11 protein-coding genes and 1 pseudogene are annotated in these 22,051 nt (G+C 73.1%); 6 read left to right on the top strand and 6 right to left on the bottom strand.

What is annotated here, in order from left to right; genetic code table 11:
* Window positions 1-355: 355 nt before the first annotated feature.
* A complete protein-coding gene (locus ACGF4F_RS26715) occupies window positions 356-544 on the bottom strand; it encodes a hypothetical protein (protein WP_393081430.1) in 189 nt (62 codons plus the stop codon).
* Between the two features lie 637 nt (window positions 545-1,181).
* Here ACGF4F_RS26715 and ACGF4F_RS26720 point away from each other — a divergent pair.
* The 6 genes and pseudogenes from ACGF4F_RS26720 to ACGF4F_RS26745 all read left to right on the top strand — a co-directional run bounded on the left by ACGF4F_RS26720 (window position 1,182) and on the right by ACGF4F_RS26745 (window position 6,520).
* A complete protein-coding gene (locus ACGF4F_RS26720) occupies window positions 1,182-2,132 on the top strand; it encodes an NADP-dependent oxidoreductase (protein WP_393081433.1) in 951 nt (316 codons plus the stop codon).
* A gap of 1,371 nt (window positions 2,133-3,503) precedes the next feature.
* Window positions 3,504-3,782 carry a type II toxin-antitoxin system Phd/YefM family antitoxin gene (locus ACGF4F_RS26725; RefSeq protein WP_393081436.1) on the top strand — a complete coding sequence of 93 codons (279 nt, stop codon included), beginning with the start codon at window positions 3,504-3,506 and terminating at the stop codon, window positions 3,780-3,782.
* Entirely contained in the window at window positions 3,779-4,189 is a 411-nt protein-coding gene (locus tag ACGF4F_RS26730) for a type II toxin-antitoxin system VapC family toxin (protein WP_393081439.1), read from the top strand. Before ACGF4F_RS26725 ends, ACGF4F_RS26730 begins: the two co-directional genes overlap by 4 nt.
* 243 nt (window positions 4,190-4,432) lie before the next feature.
* A pseudogene (locus tag ACGF4F_RS26735) lies at window positions 4,433-4,603 on the top strand (GntR family transcriptional regulator); the annotation flags it as partial.
* A 122-nt stretch (window positions 4,604-4,725) separates the two neighbouring features.
* Window positions 4,726-5,244, top strand: coding sequence for an NUDIX hydrolase (locus ACGF4F_RS26740; RefSeq protein ID WP_393081442.1), 519 nt, complete (start codon window positions 4,726-4,728; stop codon window positions 5,242-5,244).
* A gap of 31 nt (window positions 5,245-5,275) precedes the next feature.
* Window positions 5,276-6,520, top strand: coding sequence for a hypothetical protein (locus tag ACGF4F_RS26745; RefSeq protein WP_393081445.1), 1,245 nt, complete (start codon window positions 5,276-5,278; stop codon window positions 6,518-6,520).
* Between the two features lie 87 nt (window positions 6,521-6,607).
* Here the strand turns inward: ACGF4F_RS26745 and ACGF4F_RS26750 are convergent, their stop codons facing one another.
* From ACGF4F_RS26750 to ACGF4F_RS26770, 5 genes are all read right to left on the bottom strand, one after another.
* Window positions 6,608-12,100: an amino acid adenylation domain-containing protein gene (locus ACGF4F_RS26750; protein WP_393081448.1), complete on the bottom strand. Its 5,493-nt coding sequence runs from the start codon at window positions 12,098-12,100 to the stop codon at window positions 6,608-6,610.
* The gene (locus ACGF4F_RS26755; RefSeq protein ID WP_357445588.1) at window positions 12,100-15,219 is read right to left on the bottom strand and encodes an amino acid adenylation domain-containing protein; all 3,120 of its coding nucleotides are present in this window, start codon (window positions 15,217-15,219) and stop codon (window positions 12,100-12,102) included. Before ACGF4F_RS26755 ends, ACGF4F_RS26750 begins: the two co-directional genes overlap by 1 nt.
* A 55-nt stretch (window positions 15,220-15,274) precedes the next feature.
* The gene (locus ACGF4F_RS26760; protein WP_357445585.1) at window positions 15,275-15,463 is read right to left on the bottom strand and encodes an MbtH family protein; all 189 of its coding nucleotides are present in this window, start codon (window positions 15,461-15,463) and stop codon (window positions 15,275-15,277) included.
* A 1-nt stretch (window position 15,464) separates the two neighbouring features.
* On the bottom strand, window positions 15,465-16,418 hold the full coding sequence (locus ACGF4F_RS26765; protein ID WP_393081452.1) for a TauD/TfdA family dioxygenase: 954 nt from the start codon (window positions 16,416-16,418) through the stop codon (window positions 15,465-15,467).
* Window positions 16,419-16,524: 106 nt separating this feature from the next.
* Complete coding sequence (locus tag ACGF4F_RS26770) at window positions 16,525-22,014, bottom strand: SDR family NAD(P)-dependent oxidoreductase (protein ID WP_357445578.1); 5,490 nt, start codon at window positions 22,012-22,014, stop codon at window positions 16,525-16,527.
* Between the last annotated feature and the right edge of the window lie 37 nt (window positions 22,015-22,051).

Consider the following 22,051-nt stretch of genomic DNA (forward strand, 5'->3'; position numbering starts at 1 on the left):
TCCGGAAGAGCACGTGACCGCAGGCACGGAAATCTCATGTCCGCCAGCCCGGAGCAAACTGTCCGCCTACCCGGAGCATGCCGTGTCCGCTGGCAGACCGCTTTGTCGGTGTGAACGCGGGTACGGGACGTCGTCGGATCACGTCCGGTGTCGTCCTATGCCTCAGCACAGGGCGCGTCTGCTGCCTTGCGTCGCCTCCTGCCATCCGCTGGTGGTTGTCTCGTTTCTCTTCGCTGCTTCACCTTCGCTCTAGAGGGGCAGCCGCGCGTCGAGATGCACTTCGCGGGGACGGACGACCAGGTGTTGGTCGACGCCTCTTCCTGACCTGGTGACCCAGGGCCGGTCGGTCGCCGCGTCAACGACTGTCGCGCGGGTGCTGCGGCGGCGTTGGATCGTCCGGTGGTGGCGGTCGTAACTCTTCCAACACCTCGTCCGCCCGCTTCGGCTGCTTCGGGCCGAACGCGTAACGCACCAGCCAGAACACGATGAGCGCCCCAATGACGACGATCAGAAAGAAGCACGCTATCCCCCCGGTGATGCCCATATCGCGAAATTATCGTGTTGTGCACAGCGGGGATTCGGTTTCGAGGATGCTCGATCAGGTGGGCGGCGGCCTCGACCAAGGGTGACGACCTGGCCCGGCTGGGTGCGCGCGGATGATGGACTGGTTCGCCGTGTACGCGGCGGTGGTGATGGGTGGCGGCATCCTCCTCGAAGCGCTGACGAAGAACGGCAGGTGAAGCTGGACGGCACCGACGAGCTCGAGATCACGGCCGCTCTGTTGCTGGACGTCTGTAGCAGCTACCGCCTGGCTCCGGGGGCCAGCTGATTCGACCTACGCATTGCGAGTCAGCCCCCGAACGCTGGTCCACGGCCTGGTCCAAATGCCGGGCATGACGTCCCGTCCGCCGTCGTCCGCCCATGCTCGGTGGTTTGGCTGCTCGACGGGATCCTGCTCCTGTTCTGCCTCACGCCTTGGCTTCGCCGGCCGCCGCCACACGTCCGCCGCGTGCTGCTGCCCGGCGCCCCTGATCCAGCGCGCTTCTGCGCCGAAGGGGCAAGGGTTACGAAGTTCGACAGGTGCGCTGCCGAACCGCCAGATAATGCGGGAGTTCGCCTGCGGTTTATCCCCAGGGGCGGCCGGCGGGTTGATCGAAATGCGGGGAGGGAGCAGCACTCGGATGAGCACGATGCACGCCGTGAGAGCTCACACCAGAGGCGGGCCGGAGCAGCTCGTGTACGAGGAGGCGCCGCGGCCCGAGCCGGGGCCTGGTGAGGTGTTGGTGGCCGTGAAGGCTGCTTCCATGACACCCACTGAGCTCACCTGGCCGCAGACGTGGACGCACAGCTCAGACGGGTCAGGGCCTGAGCGCACTCCGATCATCCCGTCGCATGAGTTCTCCGGAGTCGTCGCGGCGTCCGGGACGGGGGTGGAGAGCCCCGCCGAGGGGGAGGCCGTCTACGGCTTGATCCCTTTCACCCGCGATGGCGCGGCGGCCGAGTACGTCGCACTGCCCGCGGCCGTCCTGGCGGCCAAACCCTCCACCGTTGACCACGACCACGCCGCAGCGCTCCCACTGGCGGCGTTGAGTGCCTGGCAGGCACTGGTGGACCACGCCGGCCTGCAGGCCGGCCAGCACGTGCTGGTGCAGGGCGGCGCCGGCGGCGTGGGGATCTTCGTGGTGCAGCTCGCGGCCGGTCTCGGTGCTCGTGTGAGCGCCACGGCGGCGGCGGCCGACCTGGAATTCGTCAAGGGTCTGGGTGCCGAGCAGGTTATCGACTATGCGCACGACCGCTTCGAGGATCATGTTCGCGACGTGGACGTGGTCGTTGATCTTGTCGGAGGAGCCACGCAGTCGCGGTCCTGGTCGGTCCTGAAACCGGGCGGTGTCCTCGTCACCCTCGTCACCCCACCCGACCAGCAGGAAGCAGCCCGGCATGGCGTTCGTGGGGTGTACTTCATCGTCGAGCCCAACCAGAACGCGTTGCGTTCCATCGCAGAGCTCGTCGATAACGGCCGGTTGAGGCCAGTGCTGGACCGCGTGCTGCCCCTCAGTGAGACGCGCTCAGGTTACGAGGCGCTCGAGACGGCCAAACGCCGCGGTAAGGTCGTCATCCACGTCGCTGACTAGTCACTGCCGTCGGTGCCGCTGTGGACGTGTGGCCCGTTGTTCGGTGACGGGGTCCAGTCGACCCGCAGGCCCGGACTACTCGCTTACAAGAGGAACATGCCGCTGGCGCGCCACCCCGGCTGCCTGGTAGTGGCCGATCTCCTCCATCTCGCACGCGCCTGCGCTACTTCCGTCTGAGCTCTGTGCGTCGCGTCCGCACGCGTCCGGCAACGGCTGCACGCTCGGAGCCTCGTCCATGCCAGCGCGCGTCAGCGTGCCGCCGTCCGGCCGCGTTGCTAATGTCAGCGTTGCTGTCGAAAGCCGTTCCGCCGGCGACCCCGGCCGACTCCCGCTAGGAGGTAGGGGGAAGCTGAGCCGCCGCCGTATCAGCGTGCCGAATCCCCACGGGCAGGCCGGGTTCGCCTGCCAGTCATCCATTCGCCCCGCGGGGTTCCTCCGGGGCATGGTGGTGTGCGACCGTGACCGGACGGGGTCAATCAAGCGGGCGGCCTCGCCGTCGGCCGACGGGGGCCAGACGAGGCACGGCCACGTCCGAACCTGCTCACGCCGCCGCCCGGGCCGGGCTCAGGGCACGGATGCGCCCGTCGCGCAGGCCGTAGTAGACGAGGGTGAGCAGTTGCGGGCCACCCCGACGGTGGCGAGGTTGCGTCCGCGTCGGTCAGCGATGCGGGCGCGGGCGTCGGTCAGCCAGCCGGCGGTGTGCCGAACGCCGTGCGCCGCCTCGACCGGCGCACCAGCGTGGAGCCTTGTTTAGTTATTTGACCGCGGTGCACAACCAGGTCGGACTCGCGGTGCCGTGGGGTGAGCCCGGCCTAGGAGGCCAGCTGCGCCGGACCGCCGAACCGGTCGACCTCGCCGATCTCGGCGGCGGAAGAGTGGGCCGGAGGTACCACCATGCGAACCACACCACCACGATCGCCGGTGACCCGCTACCGCTGAATCTGCCCAGCTCGCGCTCGTCGGGCGGTGCCCGATGATTCCGGCCCGACCAGCCGAACCGTCGGTCCGGTTCGCCGACGCCGAAGAGATCACCCTCTCAAGCTCCTCCTCGATCTTCACGACTCGCTCGAACTACGGCACCCGCCGGTCGACACCGCCTGGACCGCGTCGGCCCCACGCCGGCTTCCAGCCGACCTCCTTGTCCACCCGAGGAGCGGGCGGTGGTCGGTTGGGTTGCCGCATGGTGCGGGGAGCACCGGGTGGACCTCCTGATCGGCGCACCCGGACCGTCGGAACCCGTACGCGCTCACCGAACGGCCCGGAGTCGCAGTGGCCCTTTGCCTGGTGCCGCCGGTCTTGTTTCGGCGGGGAGGCAGCCCTGGTCACGCGAGCAGCTGGCAAGGTAGAACATTTAGTTCTACACTCTTGTCCATGGAACGCATCGGTGTCCGGGAGCTGAACCAGAACACGAGCCAGGTGTTGGCTCGGGTGAGCCGCGGCGAGACCGTCGAGATCACCGATCGTGGGCACCCGATCGCGCGACTTGTGCCGGTAGGCGACGACCGGTCGATGCTGGCCAAGCTGGTAGCTGCGGGACGGGCCGTTGCCCCGACCGGCGGCGGTCCCGTTCCGCTTCCACCGAAGCTCGGTGACGAGGATGTGGACGTGGCCGCCACGCTCGCCGGAATGCGAGACGAGGAGCGCTGGTGATCTACCTCGATTCCGCCGCCGTCGTCAAGCTGGTTCGGCAGGAGGCATGCACTGCTGACCTTGTCTCCTGGCTCAACACCCACGACGACGTGCCGCTGATCTCCTCCGCTCTCGTCGAGGTGGAGGTGCCCAGAGCGTTGCGCCGATCAGCTCCGCAAGCCTTGATCGGAGTGCCGGCGGCCGTCGGGCGGCTCTTCCGACTGGAGATCGACAGTACGATCCGCGCGACTGCAGCAGCGTTCGCCGAGCCGACGCTACGCAGCCTCGACGCCATCCACCTCGCCACCGCCCAGGTTCTGACCAACGAGTCCGGAACAGCACTCATCGCCTTCGTCACCTACGACCGGCGGCTGCTCGAATGCGCCAAGGCCGCAGGATTACCCGTAGCAAGCCCCGGCCAGAACTGACCCGCGACTCCCAAGGACGGGCCTCGGAAGGTGATCTCCCAAAGGCAGGCTTGTGGTGCGTGCGGCTGTCCCCTTGATGACCCCCTCCGTTTGGGTATCCGTTCGAGTGGGCCGCCAGGGACTCGAACCCTGAACCTATGGACTCTCGGCGAGCAGGTCGGGTCGGGCTTGATGCGAGGTCACGGGCGCTGAGGCGCTTCTCGGCTCGGTTCGGATGGCACGGTTGCTGTACTTCGATGCGGCGAGTGGCCACCCGGGCACAAGCGCCCTGGCGAGGTGACGCTGGCGCAGACGTACGACGTAGCGCGCGGCACCGTGCGGGCCGCGCTCGACGCGCTGCGCGAGGAAGGCCCGGTAGTAACCTTCACCGGGCGCGGGACGTTCGTCACGCCCGAGGATGACCGGAACCGTTGACACTTGACGGTCAGCTCCCCGGCCGGACCGAGCACCGAGCATTTGGAGCTGCCCGAGCCCGCCGCGACCGTGCACGATGGCGGCAACGCGGCCGGCCTCAATGAACAAGGCGGTGTGCACTGATGACTCCCGAGCTGCCCCGCGACCTGCCGGTGCTGGAACGCCGGGCGGTGCGGCTGGTGGTGCTCGACGCCGCCGAGCGGGTGCTGCTGTTCCACACCCGCGACCCGGAGCACCCCCGCCTCGGCGTCTGGTGGGAGCTGCCCGGCGGCGGGCTCGACGACGGGGAGACGTATCTCGACGCGGCGGTGCGGGAGCTGCGCGAGGAGACCGGCATCGTGGTCCCGCCGGCCGACGTGGGCGCGCCGACCTGGCGGCGGCGGGCCAGCTTCATCCACCGGCAGCGGCGCCACCTGCAGGACGAGGTGATCGTCCCGGTACGGCTGCCGGGGCCGGGACCGGACGTGGACGAGGCGCACCGGCTCGACTACGAGGTGGAGGACTACTTCGGGTTCCGCTGGTGGCCGGTCGCCGAGGTGGTCGCCGTCCGGCCGCGCTGCTATCCGGGGCGGCTGCCCGAGCTGCTGCCGGCGTTCCTGGCCGGCGAGGAGATCGACGAGCCGTTCGAGCTGTGGTCATGACGAATCCGCCGGCAACCGGCACAGTGGAGCGGTGAACCCTATCCACGGATCTCTCGCCCACTACGCCGAGCGGCTGCACCGTGCCGCCGGCGACGCGCACCACGTCGCCTCACCGCTCGGCGCCTGGCTGCTCCTCGCGCTCAGCGGCCCCGCCGCCACCGGTGACCTGCGCGGCGCGATGGAGGAGGCGCTCGGCACCGACGTGGACCAGGCCGCCGCGTTGGCCCACGCGCTGCTGTCGGCGCCGCACCCGCTGGTCGCCTCGGCCACCGCCCTGTGGGAGCGGACGCCCGCCGAGGGGCTGGCCGGCTGGCGCGCGACGCTGCCGGAGCGGACGCAGACCGGCCCGCTGCCGGATCAGCCGGCGCTGGACGCGTGGGCGCGGGAGCACACCGAGGGTCTGATCGAGCGGTTCCCGCTCACGGTCTCCCCGCAGACCCTGCTGATCCTGGCCAACGCCCTGGCCACCAGGGTGTCCTGGGCGGAGCCGTTCCAGGTGGCGCCCGCCGAGCAGCTCGGCGCGGGCAGCGCCTGGGCGGGCCGGCTGGAGCGGGTGCTGCGCGCCCCCGCGTACCGGCACTGGTGCGGGATCGCGACCACCGCCCGGGCCGGTGACGTGGCCGTGCACGCCGCGCCGGCCCGGCCGGTGTCCATCGCCGGCGGGGAGGCCGGCCTGCTGGTGGTGTCCGTCGCCGCCGACCCGGACGTGCCGGTGCCGGACGTCCTTGCCGCCGCCCAGGAGCTCGCCGCCGGTGCCGCCACCACCGGGGACGGGATCGGAGCGGGCCAGCGGTCGCTGTTCGACGTGCCGCTGGGCGACACGCCGCTGTGGACGATCCGGGAGGAGCCGGTGCGCACCTTCGCGTCCGACGGTCGGGAGGAGCGGGCGGGCGCTGTGCTGCCGTGCTGGTCGGCGGAGAGCCGGCACGACCTGACGCCGCCCGGGTTCGGCTTCGCCGTCGCCGCGCAGGCGCTCGGGGGGCTCATGGGGGTGGCGGATCCGCGGTACGAGGCGGCTCAGTCGGCGGTGGCCCGCTACGGGCGGTACGGCTTCGAGGCCGCCGCGGTGACCGCGTTCGCCACGCGGACGGCGCTGCCGCCGGAGGGCGTAGCCCGGGTGGCGGAGCTGCGGTTCGGCCACCCGTACGCGGTGGTGGCGGTGGCCACCGACAGCGCGGGCGGGCCGTGGCACGGCCTGCCGGTCTACTCGGCGTGGGTGGCGCAGCCGCAGGAACTGCCCGAGGACGAGCTGGCGGATCCGCCGGCACGGTGGTGAGCCCGGGGCCTCCGGAGGCCCCCGCGCGCGACGCGCGTAAGAAGGAAGGGCCCTTCTCCACTGGAGGCGTGGAGAAGGGCCCTTGTGTCAGGCCGCGACCGGCTCCCGTTCGGCGGCCCGGGCGGCGAGTCGGCGTTCCCGCTCCTGGGCGCCGATCAGGTCGTCCGGGAGCGAGTCATCCACCTCGAGGTCGAACCGGCGCAGCAGCCGGATCGCGAACCCGCCGAGGGTGACCAGCACGAGGGCCAGCCCGAAGCAGACGTACGCGAAGCCGATGCCCCGGCCGGGACCGGTGCCGATCACCGCGCCCACCGACCCGGCGAGCGCCCCGCCCGGGGCGAGCATCGGCTCGAACAGGGCGGTGGCGCCCGGCGCGAGCAGCACGAACCCGATGGGCAGGGTGGACCAGGCGATGGTCTGGTTGAGGCTGAACACCCGGCCGTGGAATCGCTGCGGCACCTTGACCTGGACGATGGTCGCGTAGATCGACTGCGCGGTGGTCATCGCCATGGCCAGCCAGCACATGCCGACGCAGATCATCACCAGCGAGGCGTCCAGGCCGATCAGCATGCAGCCGATCGCGGTGCCGAGGTTGGCCACGAGCACACCGATCATCCGCCGCCGGCGCGGGCCGCCCCAGAGCGACATGAGCACGCCGCCGGCGATCGCACCGACCGCCTCGGCCAACGCCACCTGGGCCACCTGGGTCGGGGTGCCGAAGGAGAGCACCAGCGGGGTGGTGAGCACCAGGGCGGGGGCCAGGAAGATGTTGCCCAGCGCGAAGTAGCCGAGCATCAGCCGGAAGCCCTTGTGCTGCCAGGAGTAGCGCAGGCCGTTGGCGATGGCCACCAGGAGCCGTTCCCGGGGCCGCCAGCCGAGCAGGTCGGGGAAGCGGACCACGGCCAGGGTGGCCACCGCGACCACGTAGCTGGCCACGTCGACGAGCAGGATGCCCTTCAGCTCGATCGCGGCGAGCAGGCCGGCCGCGAAGACCGGCATGAGCAGGGTGGCGACGCCGGTGGAGAGCTGGGTGATGCCCATCGCGTGGCCGAGGTAGCGCTTCGGCACCAGCTGCGGCACCGCCGACTGGAACGCGATCCGTTGGAACGACCCGGCCACGGAGCTGAGCGCCACCAGGAGGTAGATGTGCCAGAGGACCAGGTTGTCGGTCCACAGCAGCACGGCCAGGACCAGCTGGATCGATCCGGCGATGGAGCTGGCCAGCATCATGATCCGGCGTCGGCTGACCCGGTCGACGATCGCGCCGGCCACCGGGAGCATCAGCACGCCGCAGATCAGGGCGAGCGCCCAGAGCAGGCCGAGGTCGGTCACCGACCCGGTCCGGTTGAACAGCCAGATGGGGAGGGCGAACGCGGTCAGCGCGGAGCCGGTGCTGGAGACGAGCTGCCCGACGGTGACCGACAAGAAGCGACCCATGCTCGGCTTGACGGTGGCCTTGGCCGGCCCTTCCGCCGCGCCCACCCGCTGGTGGTCGAGGACCGCCCAGCCGGCGTCCTCGCCTAGGGCGTCGGGGGTGAGCGCCGTGACGTCCCCGGCGACCACCGCCGGGTGGACCCGGGTGACGATCTCGGCCAGCTCCTCGGCGCGGTACTTCAGGAAGAAGTGGCCGGCCTGGTCGAGGACCACCAGCCCGAGGGTGTCGCTGAGGAACTGCCACTCGGCGTACCGCTCGCGGTAGTAGTCGGTGACCGGGTCCTCGGAGCCGACGACCGAGACGATCGGGGCGCGCAGCTTCGTTGCCCGCTGGTCGAGCAGGCGGGTGAAGTACTCCTCGGAGGCGCGGGAGTCGGCGCGCATGTTGCTGATGATCCGGTCGGCCTGCTCCGGGTCCAGCTCGTCGGTGTCGACGCCCATCGACTTGAGCCAGCTCGCGTAGTGCTTGTTGCTGCGGAGCTGCTCCAGCCGGTTGCGCATGGTGGCGAAGAGGCCCTTGGGGCGGGCGAACGGGAACATCGCGCCGATGTAGACGGCCTCGAGGTCCCGCCCGGCCGCCTCGACCTTGCGGGCCACCTCGGCGACGATGGCGCTGCCGACACCGCAGTGGCCGTAGAGCGCGATCGGTCCGTCGACCCGCTCGAGGATCTCGTCGGCGACCCGGGTGGTCAGCTCGTCGAAGGGCAGCGCGTCCTCGCTGAGGCCGACGTCGTGGCCGGGGATGGCCAGCGACCACAGGGCGTGTCCGGCCGGCAGGGCGTCGGCGAGTGGCTGGTAGACGATGGCGCTGCCGCCGCCGTAGGGGACGCAGACGTAGGACAGCACCCGCTTGCCGGCGGGGATCGGCTTGGTCAGCTCGTAGAGCAGCCGGCGGGGCCCTTCCTCGCCGCCGTCGCCGGAGATGAACGCGGCGAGGTCGCGGATGGTCCGCTGCTGGAACAGGTCCATCACGCCGACCGGCCGGCCGCCGAGCTCGGCCTTGCGGATCTTCGCGACGACCTGGGTGGCGAGCATGGAGTGCCCGCCCAGGTCGAAGAAGTCGTCGTCGATGCCGAGGGTGTCGATGCCCAGCACCTCGGACCAGATGGCGGCGAGCGTCCGTTCGGTGTCGTCGCGCGGCTCGACCAGCGCCACCGACGCCTCGCGGGTGACCACGGGCGCGGGCAGCGCCTTGCGGTCGAGCTTTCCGTTGGGGGTCAGCGGCAGCGCGTCCAGGGTGACGAACGCGGCCGGCACCATGTACTCCGGCAGGGTGTCCTTGAGCGCGGTCTTCAGCGCGGTGTGCTCCGCGGGCCCGACGAGGTAGGCGGTGAGCCGCTTGTCGCCGGGGCTGTCCTCGCGGACGATCACCGCCGCCTCGGTCACCCCGGGCTGCTCGCGCAGCGCGCTTTCGATCTCGCCCAGCTCGATTCGCAGGCCGCGGAGCTTGACCTGGTGGTCGATCCGGCCGAGGAACTCGATGACGCCGGTCTCCCCCGCCGTGTCGGTCACCCAGCGGGCCAGGTCGCCGGTGCGGTAGAGCCGGGCGCCGGGCTCGCCGGAGAACGGGTCGGGGATGAACTTTTCGGCGGTCAGCGCCGGCCGGCGGTGGTAGCCGCGGGCCAGCCCGACGCCGCCGATGTGGAGTTCACCGGCGACGCCCACGGGGCATTCGTGGCCGGCCGGGTCGAGCACGTGCAGGCGCAGGTTGGCGATCGGCGCGCCGATCGGGACGCCGGTGAGCCCGGCCAGCCGTGCCGGGTCGCAGGGCCAGGCGGTGACGTCGATGGCCGCCTCGGTGGGGCCGTAGAGGTTGTGCAGCCCGCACCAGGGCAGCCGGGCGGTGAAGTCGACGGCGGAGGCCAGCGGCAGTTCCTCGCCGGAGCAGATGACCCGGCGCAGCGCGGTGGCCGCCTCGATGCCCTCCTCGGCGAGGAAGACGGTGAGCATCGACGGCACGAAGTGCGCGGTGGTGATCCGTTCGGCGACCAGCAGATCGCGCAGGTAGCCGGCGTCCTTGTGGCCGCCCGGCTTGGCCAGCACCAGGCGGGCGCCCTCGCGCAGCGGCCAGAAGAACTCCCACACCGACACGTCGAAGCTGGCCGGGGTCTTCTGCAGCACCGCGTCGTCGGCGCCGAGGCGGTACGTCTTCTGCATCCAGTCGAGCCGGTTGACGATGCCCCGGTGGGTGTTCGGCACTCCCTTGGGCCGGCCGGTGGAGCCGGAGGTGTAGATGACGTACGCCAGGTGCTCGGGGCCGGCGGACGGCTTCGGGTTCGTGGTGGGCTGGTCGGCCCAGGCGGACGGGTCGTCCAGGGCGAGGACGGTGGCGGCGGTGTCCGGCAGCACGTCGCGCAGGTGCGCCTGGATCAGCACCACGGGCGCGTCGGCGTCGGTGACCATGAAGGCCAGCCGGTCCGCCGGGTACTCCGGGTCCAGCGGCAGGTACGCGCCGCCGGCCTTGAGCACGCCGAGCAGGCCGGCGACCAGTTCGACGGAGCGTTCCGCGCAGACGCCGACCAGGGTCTCCGGGCCGACGCCGGCGGCGCGCAGCCGGTGCGCGATCCGGTTGGCGGCGGCGTTCAGCTCGGCGTACGTCAGGCTGTGCCCGTCGATGGTGACGGCGACCGCGTCCGGGGTGGCGGCGGCGCGCTCCTCGACGGGGCCGTGCAGGGTCTGTGTACGCGGGAAGTCGGCGGTGGTGTCGTTCCACGCCGCCAGCAGCGCCCGTTCCGGCGCGGGCAGCAGCTCCAGCCGGGAGACTGGGGTGTCCGGCGCGGCGACGATCGCGGCCAGCAGGGTGGTCCAGCGCCGGGCCATCCGTTCGACGGTGTCGCGGGTGAACAGGTCGGTGTTGAAGACCAGCTTGCCCCAGAGCCCGTCGACGGTCTCCACCGCGTGCAGCTCGAAGTCGAAGCGGGTGGCCCGCAGCTCCATCGGCGTCCACTCGAAGCTGACCTCGTCGGACCCGGAGACGCCGGTGAACCGGCCCATCTCGTAGTTCTGCAGGACGAACATGGCCTGGAACACCGGGGACCGGCTGACGTCCCGGGGCAGCCCCAGCTCGTGGACCACCTTGGCGAACGGCACCTCGGCGTGCTCGAAGCCGTCCAGCACGCTGCGCCGGGTGCGCTCCAGCAGCTCGCGGAAGGTGGGGTCGCCGGCCAGCTCGGCGCGCAGCGGCAGCATGTTGATGAACATGCCGACCAGGTTCTCCAGCTCCGGCGCGGAGCGGCCGGCCACCGACGCGCCGACGGCGAAGTCGTCCTGGCCGGCGTGCCGGGCCAGCAGCACCTGGTAGGCGGCGAGCAGCGTCATGAACAGGGTGCCGCCGCTGTCCCGGGTGAGGTCGTTGAGCCGTTCGGTGGCCGCCGGGTCGAGCTGGAACTCGACGAAGTCGCCCCGGTAGGTCTGGGTGGCCGGACGGGGCCGGTCCAGCGGCAGCTCCAGCGGGGTGATCGCGGCGAGCCGCTGCTTCCAGTAGTCGACGTGCGCCCGGGCCTGCGGGCCGTCCAGCTCCCGCGCCTCCCAGACCGCGAAGTCGCCGTACTGGACGGGCAGGGTGGGCGGTTCGCCGCCCCGGTACCGGGTGATCAGGTCCCGCAGCAGCACGTCCACCGACCAGCCGTCCCCGACGATGTGGTGCATGCCGAGGAAGAGCACGTGGTCGTCGTCAGCCAGCCGGACCAGCAGGGCGCGCAGCAGCGGACCGTGCGCCAGGTCGAACGGCTCGGCGGCGGCCGACTCGACCAGGGCCTGCGCGGTCGTCTCGTCCGGGGCGTCCACGATGGTCAGCGGCACCTCGACGGTCTCCTCCACCACCACGGTGGGGCGCCCGTCGGCGTCGGCCGGGAAGCGGGTCCGCAGCGACTCGTGCCGGGCGGTCAGCGCGGCCAGGGCGGCGCGCAGCGCGGCCACGTCGAGCGGGCCGCGCACCCGCAGCGGCACCGCGATGTGGTAGGCCGCCTCGCCCGGAGCGAGCTGGTCCATGAACCAGACCCGCTCCTGGGCGTACGACAGCGGCACCTCGGCGTCGGCGGGCCGGGGCGTGATCCGGGCCGCGGGGGCGGCCTGCCGGGCGCGCAGCCGTTTGGCGATCAGCGCCTGCCGGGCCGCCTCCCGGGTCGGATCCTTCAGGTCGGTCATCAGCTGCTTTCCTCTTCCGCCGCGAGCAGCGCGGCGACCTCGGTGTCGGAGAGCCCGTCGAGTTCGGCGGCGATCCGCTCCTCGATCTGGGCGGCCAGGTCCGCCACCACGGGGCTGCTGAACAGCGCCCGCATGGGCAGTTCGACGTCCACCTCGGCCCGGATGCGGGCCATCGCCCGCATGCCGCGCAGCGAGTTGCCGCCGAGGGCGAAGAAGTCGTCCAGGGCGCCGACCTTCTCCACCTGGAGGATCTCGGCGTACACCTCGGCGACCAGGGACTCGGCCTCGGTGCGCGGGGCGACGTAGCTGTCCTCGGCCGGGACGGCGGTGGCCGGGGCGGGCAGCGCGGCCCGGTCCAGCTTGCCGTTCGGGGTCAGGGGCAGCGTGTCGAGCCGGACCAGGGCCGCCGGGATCAGGTGGGTGGGCAGTTCCCGGGCCAGTTCGGCCCGGACGGAGTCCTCGTGGGCCGGGCCGACCAGGTAGCCGACCAGCATCGGTTCGCCCGAGTCGGTACGCACCGCCGCGGCGGCCGCCCGGACGTCCGGGTGGGCCAGCAGGGCCGCCTCCACCTCGCCCAGCTCGATCCGCATGCCGCGCACCTTGACCTGGTCGTCGCGGCGGCCCAGGTACTCCAGCGTGCCGTCGGGGCGCCAGCGGGCCAGGTCGCCGGTGGCGTACATCCGCTCCCCGGGCGGGCCGTACGGGCAGGGCAGGAAGCGCTCGGCGGTGAGGCCGGGCCGGCGCAGGTAGCCGCGGGCGAGCTGGGTGCCGGCGACGTACAGCTCGCCGACCACGCCCGGCGGGACCGGCTGCAGGGCCGCGTCGAGCAGCAGCGCCCGGGTGTTCCAGGTGGGCGTGCCGATCGGCACCGGCCCGGCCGGGACCGGCTCGCCCGGGGCGATCCGGGCGGCGACGCAGCCGACGGTGGCCTCGGTCGGGCCGTACTCGTTGATCACCGCGACGTCCGGGTGCGCGGCCCGCCACCCGGCGAGCTGCTCGCCGGTGAGCGCCTCGCCGCCGATCACCAGATCGACGGTGGGCGACAGCTCGCCGTCGAGCAGCGGCAGGTGGCTCGGGGTGACCTTGAGGAAGGTGGGCCGGCCGCCGACCCGGGCCGCCGGCTCGTCGATCGCGGCGAGCCGGACCGTCCCGCCGGCGGTGAGCGTGCCGAGCAGGCCGGTGACGGTGAGGTCGAAGGAGACCGGTGAGGGCAGCAGCGCCGTGCCGGCCAGGCCCGGGTAGGTGTGCCGGGCCCAGGCCAGGTAGGCGGTCACCGCCCGGTGCTCCACCACCACCCCCTTGGGACGGCCGGTGGAGCCGGAGGTGTAGAGCACGTACGCCGGGTGCTCGGGGCGCAGCGGGGCGAGCCGGTCGGCGTCGGTGAGGTCGTCGTCGGCCTGGTCCGAACCCACCTCCCCGTCCAGCACCAGCGCGCCGGCCGGCACCAGGCCCGCGGTCTCCGGGGTAGCCACCACGAGGGCCGGCTCGGCGTCGTCCAGCAGGTACGCGATCCGCCCGGCCGGGTAGGCGGTGTCCACCGGGACGTAGGCCGCACCGGACTTGAGCACCGCGAGGATGGCCACCAGCAGCTCGCAGGAGCGGGGCACGGCGAGCGCGACCCGGGCCTCCGGGCCGGCGCCCCGGGCCACCAGCAGCCGGGCCAGCCGGTTCGCGGCGGTGTTCAGCTCGGCGTAGGTCAGCGGCACGCCGTCGCAGACCAGCGCGGTGGCGTCCGGCGTGGCGGCGGCCTGCCGCTGCACCTCGTCGACCACGGTGGCCGGCGGCACCTCGTGCGCGGTGTCGTTCCAGGCGTCCAGCACCAGGTCCCGCTCGGCATCGGCGAGCAGCGGCAGCGCGGCGACCCGCCGCTGCGGGTCGGCGACGGCGGCGGCGAGCAGCCGGACGTACCGGTCGACGACCGCCTCGGCGGTGCCGCGGTCGAACAGCGCCGTGCGGTAGACCAGCCGGCTCTCGCCGGTGGTGATGTCGAACGCCAGGTCGTCCTTGGTGGTGCCCAGCTCCACCGGGTCCAGGCCGGAGTCGGGGATGAAGTTCAGCGCGGTCTGGAAGATCGGCTGCACGGACGGGTCGCGCTGCGGGTCGACCGCCTCGACGATCTTCTGGAACGGGGTCTGTCCGTGCTCCATCGCGTCGACCAGGCCGTCCCGCACCCGGCCGAGCAGTTCGGCGAAGGTCGGGTCGCCGGAGACGTCGCAGCGCAGCGCCACCGGGTTGACGAACATGCCGATCAGCGGGGCCAGCTCGGCGCTGTCGCGGCCGGCGGTGGAGACCCCGACCACCACGTCGGTGTCGCCGGAGATCCGGGACAGCAGCGCCGCGAAGCCGGCCAGCAGCACCATGTACGGCGTGGCCGCCGCGCCGGTCGCGAGGGCGCCGACCCGGTCGAGCAGCCCCTCGGGCAGGTCGAACCGCACCTCGTCTCCGGCGAAGCCGAGCTGGGCCGGGCGGGGCCGGTCCAGCGGCAGGCCGGTCACCGCCGGCGCGCCGGCCAGGTGGCCGGTCCAGAAGGCGAGCTGGCGGTCCAGCTCCGCGCCGGTGAGCTGGTCGCGCTGCCAGACGGCGAAGTCGGCGTACTGGATGGGCAGCTCGGGCACGGCGGGCTCGGCGTCGGTCAGCGCGGCCGCGCTGAACGCGCCGAGTTCCTGGTGGAACAGCACCGCCGAGTGGCTGTCGAAGACGGCGTGGTGCACCACGAACGCCAGCGCCCAGGTGTCGTCGAGGCGGATCAGCCGGGCCCGCCACAGCGGCGGGCCGTCCAGCGGGATCGGGTTACGCGCCAGCTCCGTGCGGATCGCCTCGAACGCCGCGAGGCGTTCGGCCTCCGGCAGGTGCCGCAGGTCGTCGGTGGGGATCGGGACGGGCTCGTGGGCCCGCACCACCTGCACCAGGGCGCCGTCGTCGACGCGCAGGTGGGTGCGGAGCGCCTCGTGCCGGGCCACCACCTGGTTGACGACGTGGGCTGCGGTGTCCGCGTCGATCCCGGCCGGGAAGCGCCACGGGACGGAGACGTTGTAGACCGGCGAGTGGGCGTCGAGCTGGTTGGCCACCCACACCCGCTCCTGGGCGAAGGAGGCCGGGAAGGTCCATTCCTGAGTCATCGCTGTGGTCTCCCGTTCGCGGCTGCGGGGCTCCGCTCCGCCGCACTCCTCGCGCTCACTGGTGGGCCTCGCGTACCGAGCGGGGGCGCATGTCGGTCCAGACGGTGTCGACGTGGGCCAGGCACTCCTCGCGGGTGCCGGCGAAGCCGGCGTCGTGCCAGCCAGCGGGGAGGTCCCGGTCGGCCGACCAGATCGAGTACTGCTCCTCGTCGTTGTGCACGACCAGGAATCGGGGTTCGGCCATGTCAGTTCGCTCCAGGGGTGTCGGGGGTGTGCGGCTCGGCCATCGCGACGGCGATCTTGCGGGGGCCGGTGAACGGCTCCCGGCCGTGGGCGGCGGTCATGTTGTCCACCACCAGCACGTCGTCGCGCTGGTAGTCGAAGCGGACGGTGGCCGCCCGGTAGGCGGCGCGCAGGTGGTCCATGACGTCGGCGGGGATCTCGCCGCCGTCGCCGTAGTAGGTGTTCGACGGCAGGCCGTCGGCACCGAACATGGCCAGCAGGCCCTCCTGGTAGTCCTTCGGCAGGGTGCTGAGGTGGAAGAACGTGGCGTGGTTGAACCAGCGGGGGGTGTCCGAGCCGGGCCGGTGGTGCACCACGTTCCGGACCGCCCGGGTGCGCAGGCCGTCCTTGCCGACCCACTCCACGGTGATCCCGTTCGCCAGCGCGTACGCCTCGACCTCGGCCCGGTTCTCGGTGTTGAACACCTCCTGCCAGCGGGTGCCGAAGTCGCCGTGGAAGTTGCGCACCAGCATCCAGCGCCGCCGGATGAACTCCTCACGCACCGCCGGGTCGATTTCCTGGTAGACCCGGCGCACGTCGGCGAGCGGGGTGGCGCCCTGCGTCTGCGGCGCGGTGATGCAGTAGAAGAACAGGGTCAGCGGCCAGCGCGCCTGGTACGAGTTCTCGTTGTGCAGGAAGATCTCCTCGTCCGGGGGGTAGTCGGTCGAGGTGTAGACCCGGCCCTTGATGGAGTGCCGGGGCGACGAGCGCTCCGTGTAGGTCAGCGGCTCGCCGGAGAGGGCGCGGACCACCCCGTCGAAGCCGTCCACCCCGCCGACGTCGAAGCCGCGGAAGAGCAGCCCGCCGTGTTCGACGAGGGCGGCGCGCAGCTCGGCGCGCCGGGCGTCGATCAGGTCGGTCAGGGCCCGGCCGTCGTTCTCGATGACCACCGGGAGTGTGGTGATCGTGTCGCTCATGCGGCCACCTCGCTTCGCTCGGCAGCCGCATGAGGCTCCAGGGCACTGTGCCTAATGATTCGCTCGCTGCGCTCGCTCATGGTGCGGTGTCTCCTGTTCGTCGTGGTCAGGCGCGGGGCAGTCGCGGGATGGCCGGGATGGCCGCCGGGGCGGCCGGCTCGTCGGCGGGCTGGCTGGCGCGCAGCTCCTCGATCCGGGCGGCCAGCCCGGCCACCGTGGGGGTCTCGAAGAGGCTGCGCATCGGCAGCCGTACCCCGGTGGCCTTGCGCATCGCGGCGATGAGCTGCACCGCGACCAGCGAGTTGCCGCCGAGGGAGAAGAAGTCGTCGTCCACGCCGACCTCGGTCACGCCGAGGCCGTCCCGCCAGACCTGGGCGATCACCTTCTCCAGGTCGGTCGAGGGCGCGGCCGAACCGCCGCCGGTGGCGGTCGGCGCGGAGACCGCCTCGGCCGCCACCTCCAGGCTGTCGGTGGTCACCCGGGCGGCCCGCCGGCGGATGTCCGCGACGGTGCGGGTGGCGATCACCACCTGCGCGCCGAGTCCGGCGGTGAGGCTGCGACGGAACGCCTCCGCCCCGTCCACCGGCCGGATGTCCTCGGTCACCGGAGCCGCGGCGGCGTCGGCCGCGGCGGCCGGGGTCTCGGTGAGGCCCCCGGTGACCGCGCCCTGGTCCACCCGCCGCAGCACGAAGTCGCTGATCGCGACGAGTTCCCGGCCGTCGGTGTCCAGCAGGGACAGGTCGGCGGCCACCACCTCGTCGGTGGCGCTGTCCCGGTGCCGCAGGTGGCTGAGGAAGGACGCCGGCAGCGCCCCGCGCACCACGATCCGGCCGTACGACAGCGGCAGGTAGGTGCCGGAGCCCTGGCCCCGGCCGAACGCGGTGGCCACGTCCAGCAGGGCCGGGTGCAGCCCCCACGAGGGCAGGTCGGCCAGCGCCGCGGCGGGGGCCTCGATCCGGGCCAGCTCCTCCCGATCGGCCAGGTGGTGCTCGGCGAGCGCGGCCCAGCGTGGCCCGAAGGTGAGCATGCTGGTCCGCCCCCGGCCGAACGACGCGTCGTCGTCGACCCGCCGGCCGGCGACGGTGGGCGTACCCGCCGGCGGGGCGGGTTCCGCGATCCAGCCGGCCGCGCCCCGGACGTGGGTACGCAGCTGGCCGGCGGCCAGGCTGGCGACGGTGAAATCCACCCCCTCCTCGGTGGGGGTCAGCTCCACCCGGTACTGGGCGACCGTGCCGTCCGGCACCGAGAACGGCTCCAGGAAGACCACGTCGCGCAGCTCCACCGCGGCCTGCGGGCCGGGAGCGGGCAGCGCGGCGGTCACCGCGGCGCGTACCGACTCCAGGTGGGCGGTGCCCGGCACCACCGGCACCCCGCCGATCCGGTGCTCGTCGAGCAGCCAGTGGGTGCTGGCGGAGACCAGGCCGTGCAGCACGATGCCGTCCGGGCCGGCCACCTTCGTGGTCAGCACCGGGTGGTCGACCGGGCTGGTGACGGTGTCCCGGCCGGCGGCCCGGAACGCGGCGGGCGCGTTGGTCTCCACGGCCATGCCGACCTCGGCCCAGCCGCCCCAGTTCTGCGCCACCACCGGCGCACGGAAGCCGACCCCGGCCCGCGCGAACGCGTCCAGGAAGTTGTTCGCCGCGCAGTAGTCGACCTGGCCGAAGCCGCCGATCACCGCGGTGATCGAGGAGCACAACGCCACGAAGTCCAGCGGCAGGTCGCCGAAGACCTGGGCGAGGGCGAGGGTGCCGGCCAGCTTCGGGGCGAGCACCCGCTCCGCCTCGGCCCGCTCCTTGATCTCCGCCATGCCGCCGCCGGGCAGGCCGGCCGCGTGCACGATGCCGTCCAGCCCACCGAAGTGGCTCTCGGCGGCCTCGCGTACCCGGCGCAGTTCGGCGGGGTCGGTGACGTCGGCCGCGAGCACCAGCACCTCGGCCCCGGCCGCCTCCATTCGGCGGATCGCCGCGATGGCCCGGCCGGCCCGGTCGGCGCCACCGTGCACGGCCAGGTGCTCGTCCCAGTCCTCCCGCTCGGGCAGGCCGGAGCGGGCCAGCAGCACCAGCTTGGCGCGTACCCGGCGGGCGAAGTCCTCGGCCAGGGTGATGCCGAGGCCGCCGAGGCCGCCGGTGATCAGGTAGCGTCCCTCCTCGCGCAGCGTGCCCGGCTCGCCCTCGGCGTCCACGGTGACCTGCTCGTACCCGGTCACCCAGCGCCGGTCGCGGCGCAGCGCCACCTCCGGGTGCTCCGGGTCGACCGGGCTGCGCAGCTCGGCGACCAGGGCGCCGGCGCCCCGCGCGGCGGCGTCCGCGTCGACCAGGCGCACGGTGAGGCCGGGCAGCTCCACCGGCAGCACCCGGGCCAGGCCGGCCAGGGTGGCGTGCTCCGGCCGGACCAGGTCGTCGCCGCGCACGTCGGCGGTGCCGGCGGTGACCAGGTCGAGGGTGCGGCCCGGCTCGTCACCGGTCAGCCCGGCGCCGGCAAGCGCCTGCACCAGGTGCAGCACGCTGAAGAAACCCCGGTCCTGGGCGGCCCAGGCGGCCTCGAGGTCCGTCCCGGCCGGCTCCCCGTCCAGGGCGAACGCGTGCACGACGCGCCGCGGCAGGTCCGCGCCGAGCGCGGCGACCAGGGCGTCGTGGTCCTCGCGGACGCCGGGGCGCAGCCGGAAACCGGTGGCCGTGGCGGCGAAGGCGTCGCCGGCGCGTACCTCGACCGGGTCGTCGCCGGCGGCGCGCAGCGCGGCGACCAGCGCCTCGCCGCGCGGGCCGTCGGCCAGCACAAGACACCGGCCCAGCGGGCTGGTGGTCCGGGCCGGCGCGGCCTGCCGCCACACCGGCACCGCGAACCACTCCGGCAGCGGCCGGGGCCCGGTCTCCACCGGCGCCGCCACCACCTGCTCCACCGGGTCCGGGTCGACCCAGTAGCGGCGGCGCTCGAACGGGTACGTGGGCAGCGGCACCCGCCGCGCGTCCGGGTCGACGGCCAGCCGCACCGGTACGCCCGCGCACCAGAGCGCGCCGGCGCTGCCGAGCAGGGTGGCCAGGTCGCCGGTGGACTCGCCCGGGCCGGGCAGGCTGCCCAGCGGGGTGAGCTTCCGCTGCGCCTCGCCGGCCTTGGCGACCTGCATCCGGGCCAGGTTGGCCAGCTGCTTGCCGGGGCCGCACTCGAGCAGCGCCCAGGTGCCCTCGGCGAGCAGGGTGGCCACGCAGGCGCCGAAGCGGACCGGCTGGCGCAGGTGCGCCGCCCAGTACGCCGGGTCGGTGGCCTGCGCCTCGGTGATCCAGGTGCCGGTCACGTTGGACAGGAACGGCACGGCCGGCGGCCGCAGCGGCACGGTGGCCATCAGCGCGGTGAACTCGTCAAGGATCGGTTCCATCATCGGCGAGTGGAACGCGTGCGAGGTGCGCAGCACCTTGCTCTTGCCCTTGAGGGTGGCGGCGAACTCCTCGACGGCCGCCGTCTCGCCGGCCACCACGCAGGTGCCCGGTCCGTTGACGGTGGCGATGGCGAGCGCCTCGGGCAGCCGGTCGGCGACCGCCGACTCGTCCAGCGCCACGGCCAGCATCGAACCGGCGGGCAGCGAGTGCATCAGCCGGCCCCGGGCGGCCACCACCCGCAGCGCGTCCGGCAGGCTGAGCACGCCGGCCATGGTGGCGGCGACGTACTCGCCGATCGAGTGGCCGATCATCGCGGCCGGGGTCACCCCGGCCCGCTGCCAGGCGGTGGCGAGGGCGTACTCGACGGTGAACAGGGCCGGCTGGGTGTAGCGGGTCTCGGTGAGCTTCTCCCCCGCCGCCGGGTCCCGGCCGAGGATCAGGTCGCGGATGTCCAGGCCCAGCTCGGGGCGGAGCAGCTCGGCGCACTCGTCCACGGTGGCCGCGAACGCCGGGTCCTCGGCGTAGAGCTGGGCGCCCATGCCGGCGTACTGGGAGCCCTGCCCGGAGAAGAGGAAGGCCACCCGCGGGGCGGGGCTGTCGGTGACGCCCCGGTGCCCCTTGCGGGCATCGCGCAGGGCAGCGGCCGCCGCTTGGGGGTCGCCGGCGACGACGGCGGCGCGGTGCGCGTACTCCTGGCGGCCGACCCGCAGGGTGTGGGCGACGTCGGCGAGCAGCCCGGCACCGCCTCCGGCGCTGCCGAGCAGGTCGGCGCCGCCGCCGTTCTCCAGGTGGTCGGCGAGCCGGCGCACCGCCGCGTCCAGTGCGGTGGGGGTCTTCGCCGACACCTGGAGCAGGTGCGCCGGGCGGACCGGCCGCCCGGCACGGTACGCGGCTGGCGCCTCCTCCAGTACCACGTGCGCGTTGGTGCCGCCGATGCCGAAGGAGCTCACCCCGGCCCGGCGCGGCGCCCCGTCGGTGTCCCACTTGGTCAGCGTGTTCGCCACGTAGAACGGGGTGTCGGCGAATTCGATCGCCGGGTTCGGGGTCTCGTAGTTGATGGTCGGCGGGATCAGGCCGTGCTCCATGGCGAGCACCGTCTTGATCACGCTGACGATGCCGGAGGGCTGGCTGAGGTGGCCGATGTTGGACTTCACCGAGCCGATGCCGCACCAGCCCCGGTCGTCGGTGTCCTTGGTGTAGACCGCGGAGAGGGCGGAGATCTCGATCGGGTCGCCCAGCGCCGTGCCGGTGCCGTGCGCCTCCACGTAGCTGATGGTGCGCGGGTCGATGCCGGCCATGCCGACCGCCTGGGCGACGGCCTCCATCTGGCCGTCGATGCTGGGGGCGGTGAAGCCCACCTTGCCGGCGCCGTCGTTGTTGATCGCGTTGCCGAGCACCACCGCGCGGATGGTGTCGCCGTCGGCGATGGCGTCGGAGAGACGCTTGAGCAGGGTCACCCCGACACCGCTGCCCCACACCGTGCCGTTGGCGCCGGCGTCGAACGGGCGGCACCGGCCGTCCGGGGAGGTGAAGCCGTCCATGCCCAGGTAGCCGACGTGCGGCAGCTCGATGTTGACGCCGCCGGCGAGCGCCATGTCGCACTCGCCGTTACGCAGCGCCTCGCAGGCCAGGTGGAACGCGACCAGCGAGGTGGAGCAGGCGGTGTGCACGGTCAGGCTCGGCCCGCGCAGGTCCAGCCGGTACGACACGTTGGTGGCCACGTAGTTCGGGGAGTTGCCGGTGGCGAGGGAGACCGCGCCGTGCGGGTTGCCGCCGACCCGCTTGTTGCGCAGCACGAACTTGTGCAGGTAGGTGTTGCCGCCGGTGCCCGCGTACACGCCGACCGAGCCGTCGTAGCGGGCCGGATCGTAGCCGGCGTCCTGCAGCGCGGTGTAGCAGCTCTCCAGGAACAGCCGGTGCTGCGGGTCGGTGATCTCGGCCTCGCGGGCGGTCATCCCGAACAGGCCGGCGTCGAACTCGTCGTAGCCGTCGACCAGCGGGGCCCGGTTCACCCAGCCCGGGTCGTCGACCTCCTCGGCGGAGGCGCCCCGGGCGAGCTGCTCCTCGCGGGTCAGCTCGGTGACCGACTCCACGCCGTCGACCAGGTTGCGCCAGAACTCCGCGAGGTCGGCGGCGCCGGGCAGGCGGGCGGCGAGCCCGACGATGGCGATCGGTTCGATGCCGTCGTCGGTGGGGTGCTCGGTGGCGATGTCGTTGTTCATCGGGGTCGTCCTTTTGTCACGCGGGTGCCGGGGTGGC

The sequence above is a fragment of the Micromonospora sp. NPDC047740 genome (assembly GCF_043204735.1).
Classification (GTDB): Bacteria; Actinomycetota; Actinomycetes; order Mycobacteriales; family Micromonosporaceae; genus Micromonospora.

What these genes read in the sequence shown, in the direction of transcription:
- ACGF4F_RS26715 (WP_393081430.1), bottom strand. Translation starts at nt 544, where the DNA reads ATGGGCATCACCGGGGGGATAGCGTGCTTCTTTCTGATCGTCGTCATT.
- ACGF4F_RS26720 (WP_393081433.1), top strand. Translation starts at nt 1,182, where the DNA reads ATGAGCACGATGCACGCCGTGAGAGCTCACACCAGAGGCGGGCCGGAG.
- ACGF4F_RS26725 (WP_393081436.1), top strand. Translation starts at nt 3,504, where the DNA reads ATGGAACGCATCGGTGTCCGGGAGCTGAACCAGAACACGAGCCAGGTG.
- ACGF4F_RS26740 (WP_393081442.1), top strand. Translation starts at nt 4,726, where the DNA reads ATGACTCCCGAGCTGCCCCGCGACCTGCCGGTGCTGGAACGCCGGGCG.
- ACGF4F_RS26750 (WP_393081448.1), bottom strand. Translation starts at nt 12,100, where the DNA reads ATGACCGACCTGAAGGATCCGACCCGGGAGGCGGCCCGGCAGGCGCTG.
- ACGF4F_RS26755 (WP_357445588.1), bottom strand. Translation starts at nt 15,219, where the DNA reads ATGACTCAGGAATGGACCTTCCCGGCCTCCTTCGCCCAGGAGCGGGTG.
- ACGF4F_RS26760 (WP_357445585.1), bottom strand. Translation starts at nt 15,463, where the DNA reads ATGGCCGAACCCCGATTCCTGGTCGTGCACAACGACGAGGAGCAGTAC.
- ACGF4F_RS26765 (WP_393081452.1), bottom strand. Translation starts at nt 16,418, where the DNA reads ATGAGCGACACGATCACCACACTCCCGGTGGTCATCGAGAACGACGGC.
- ACGF4F_RS26770 (WP_357445578.1), bottom strand. Translation starts at nt 22,014, where the DNA reads ATGAACAACGACATCGCCACCGAGCACCCCACCGACGACGGCATCGAA.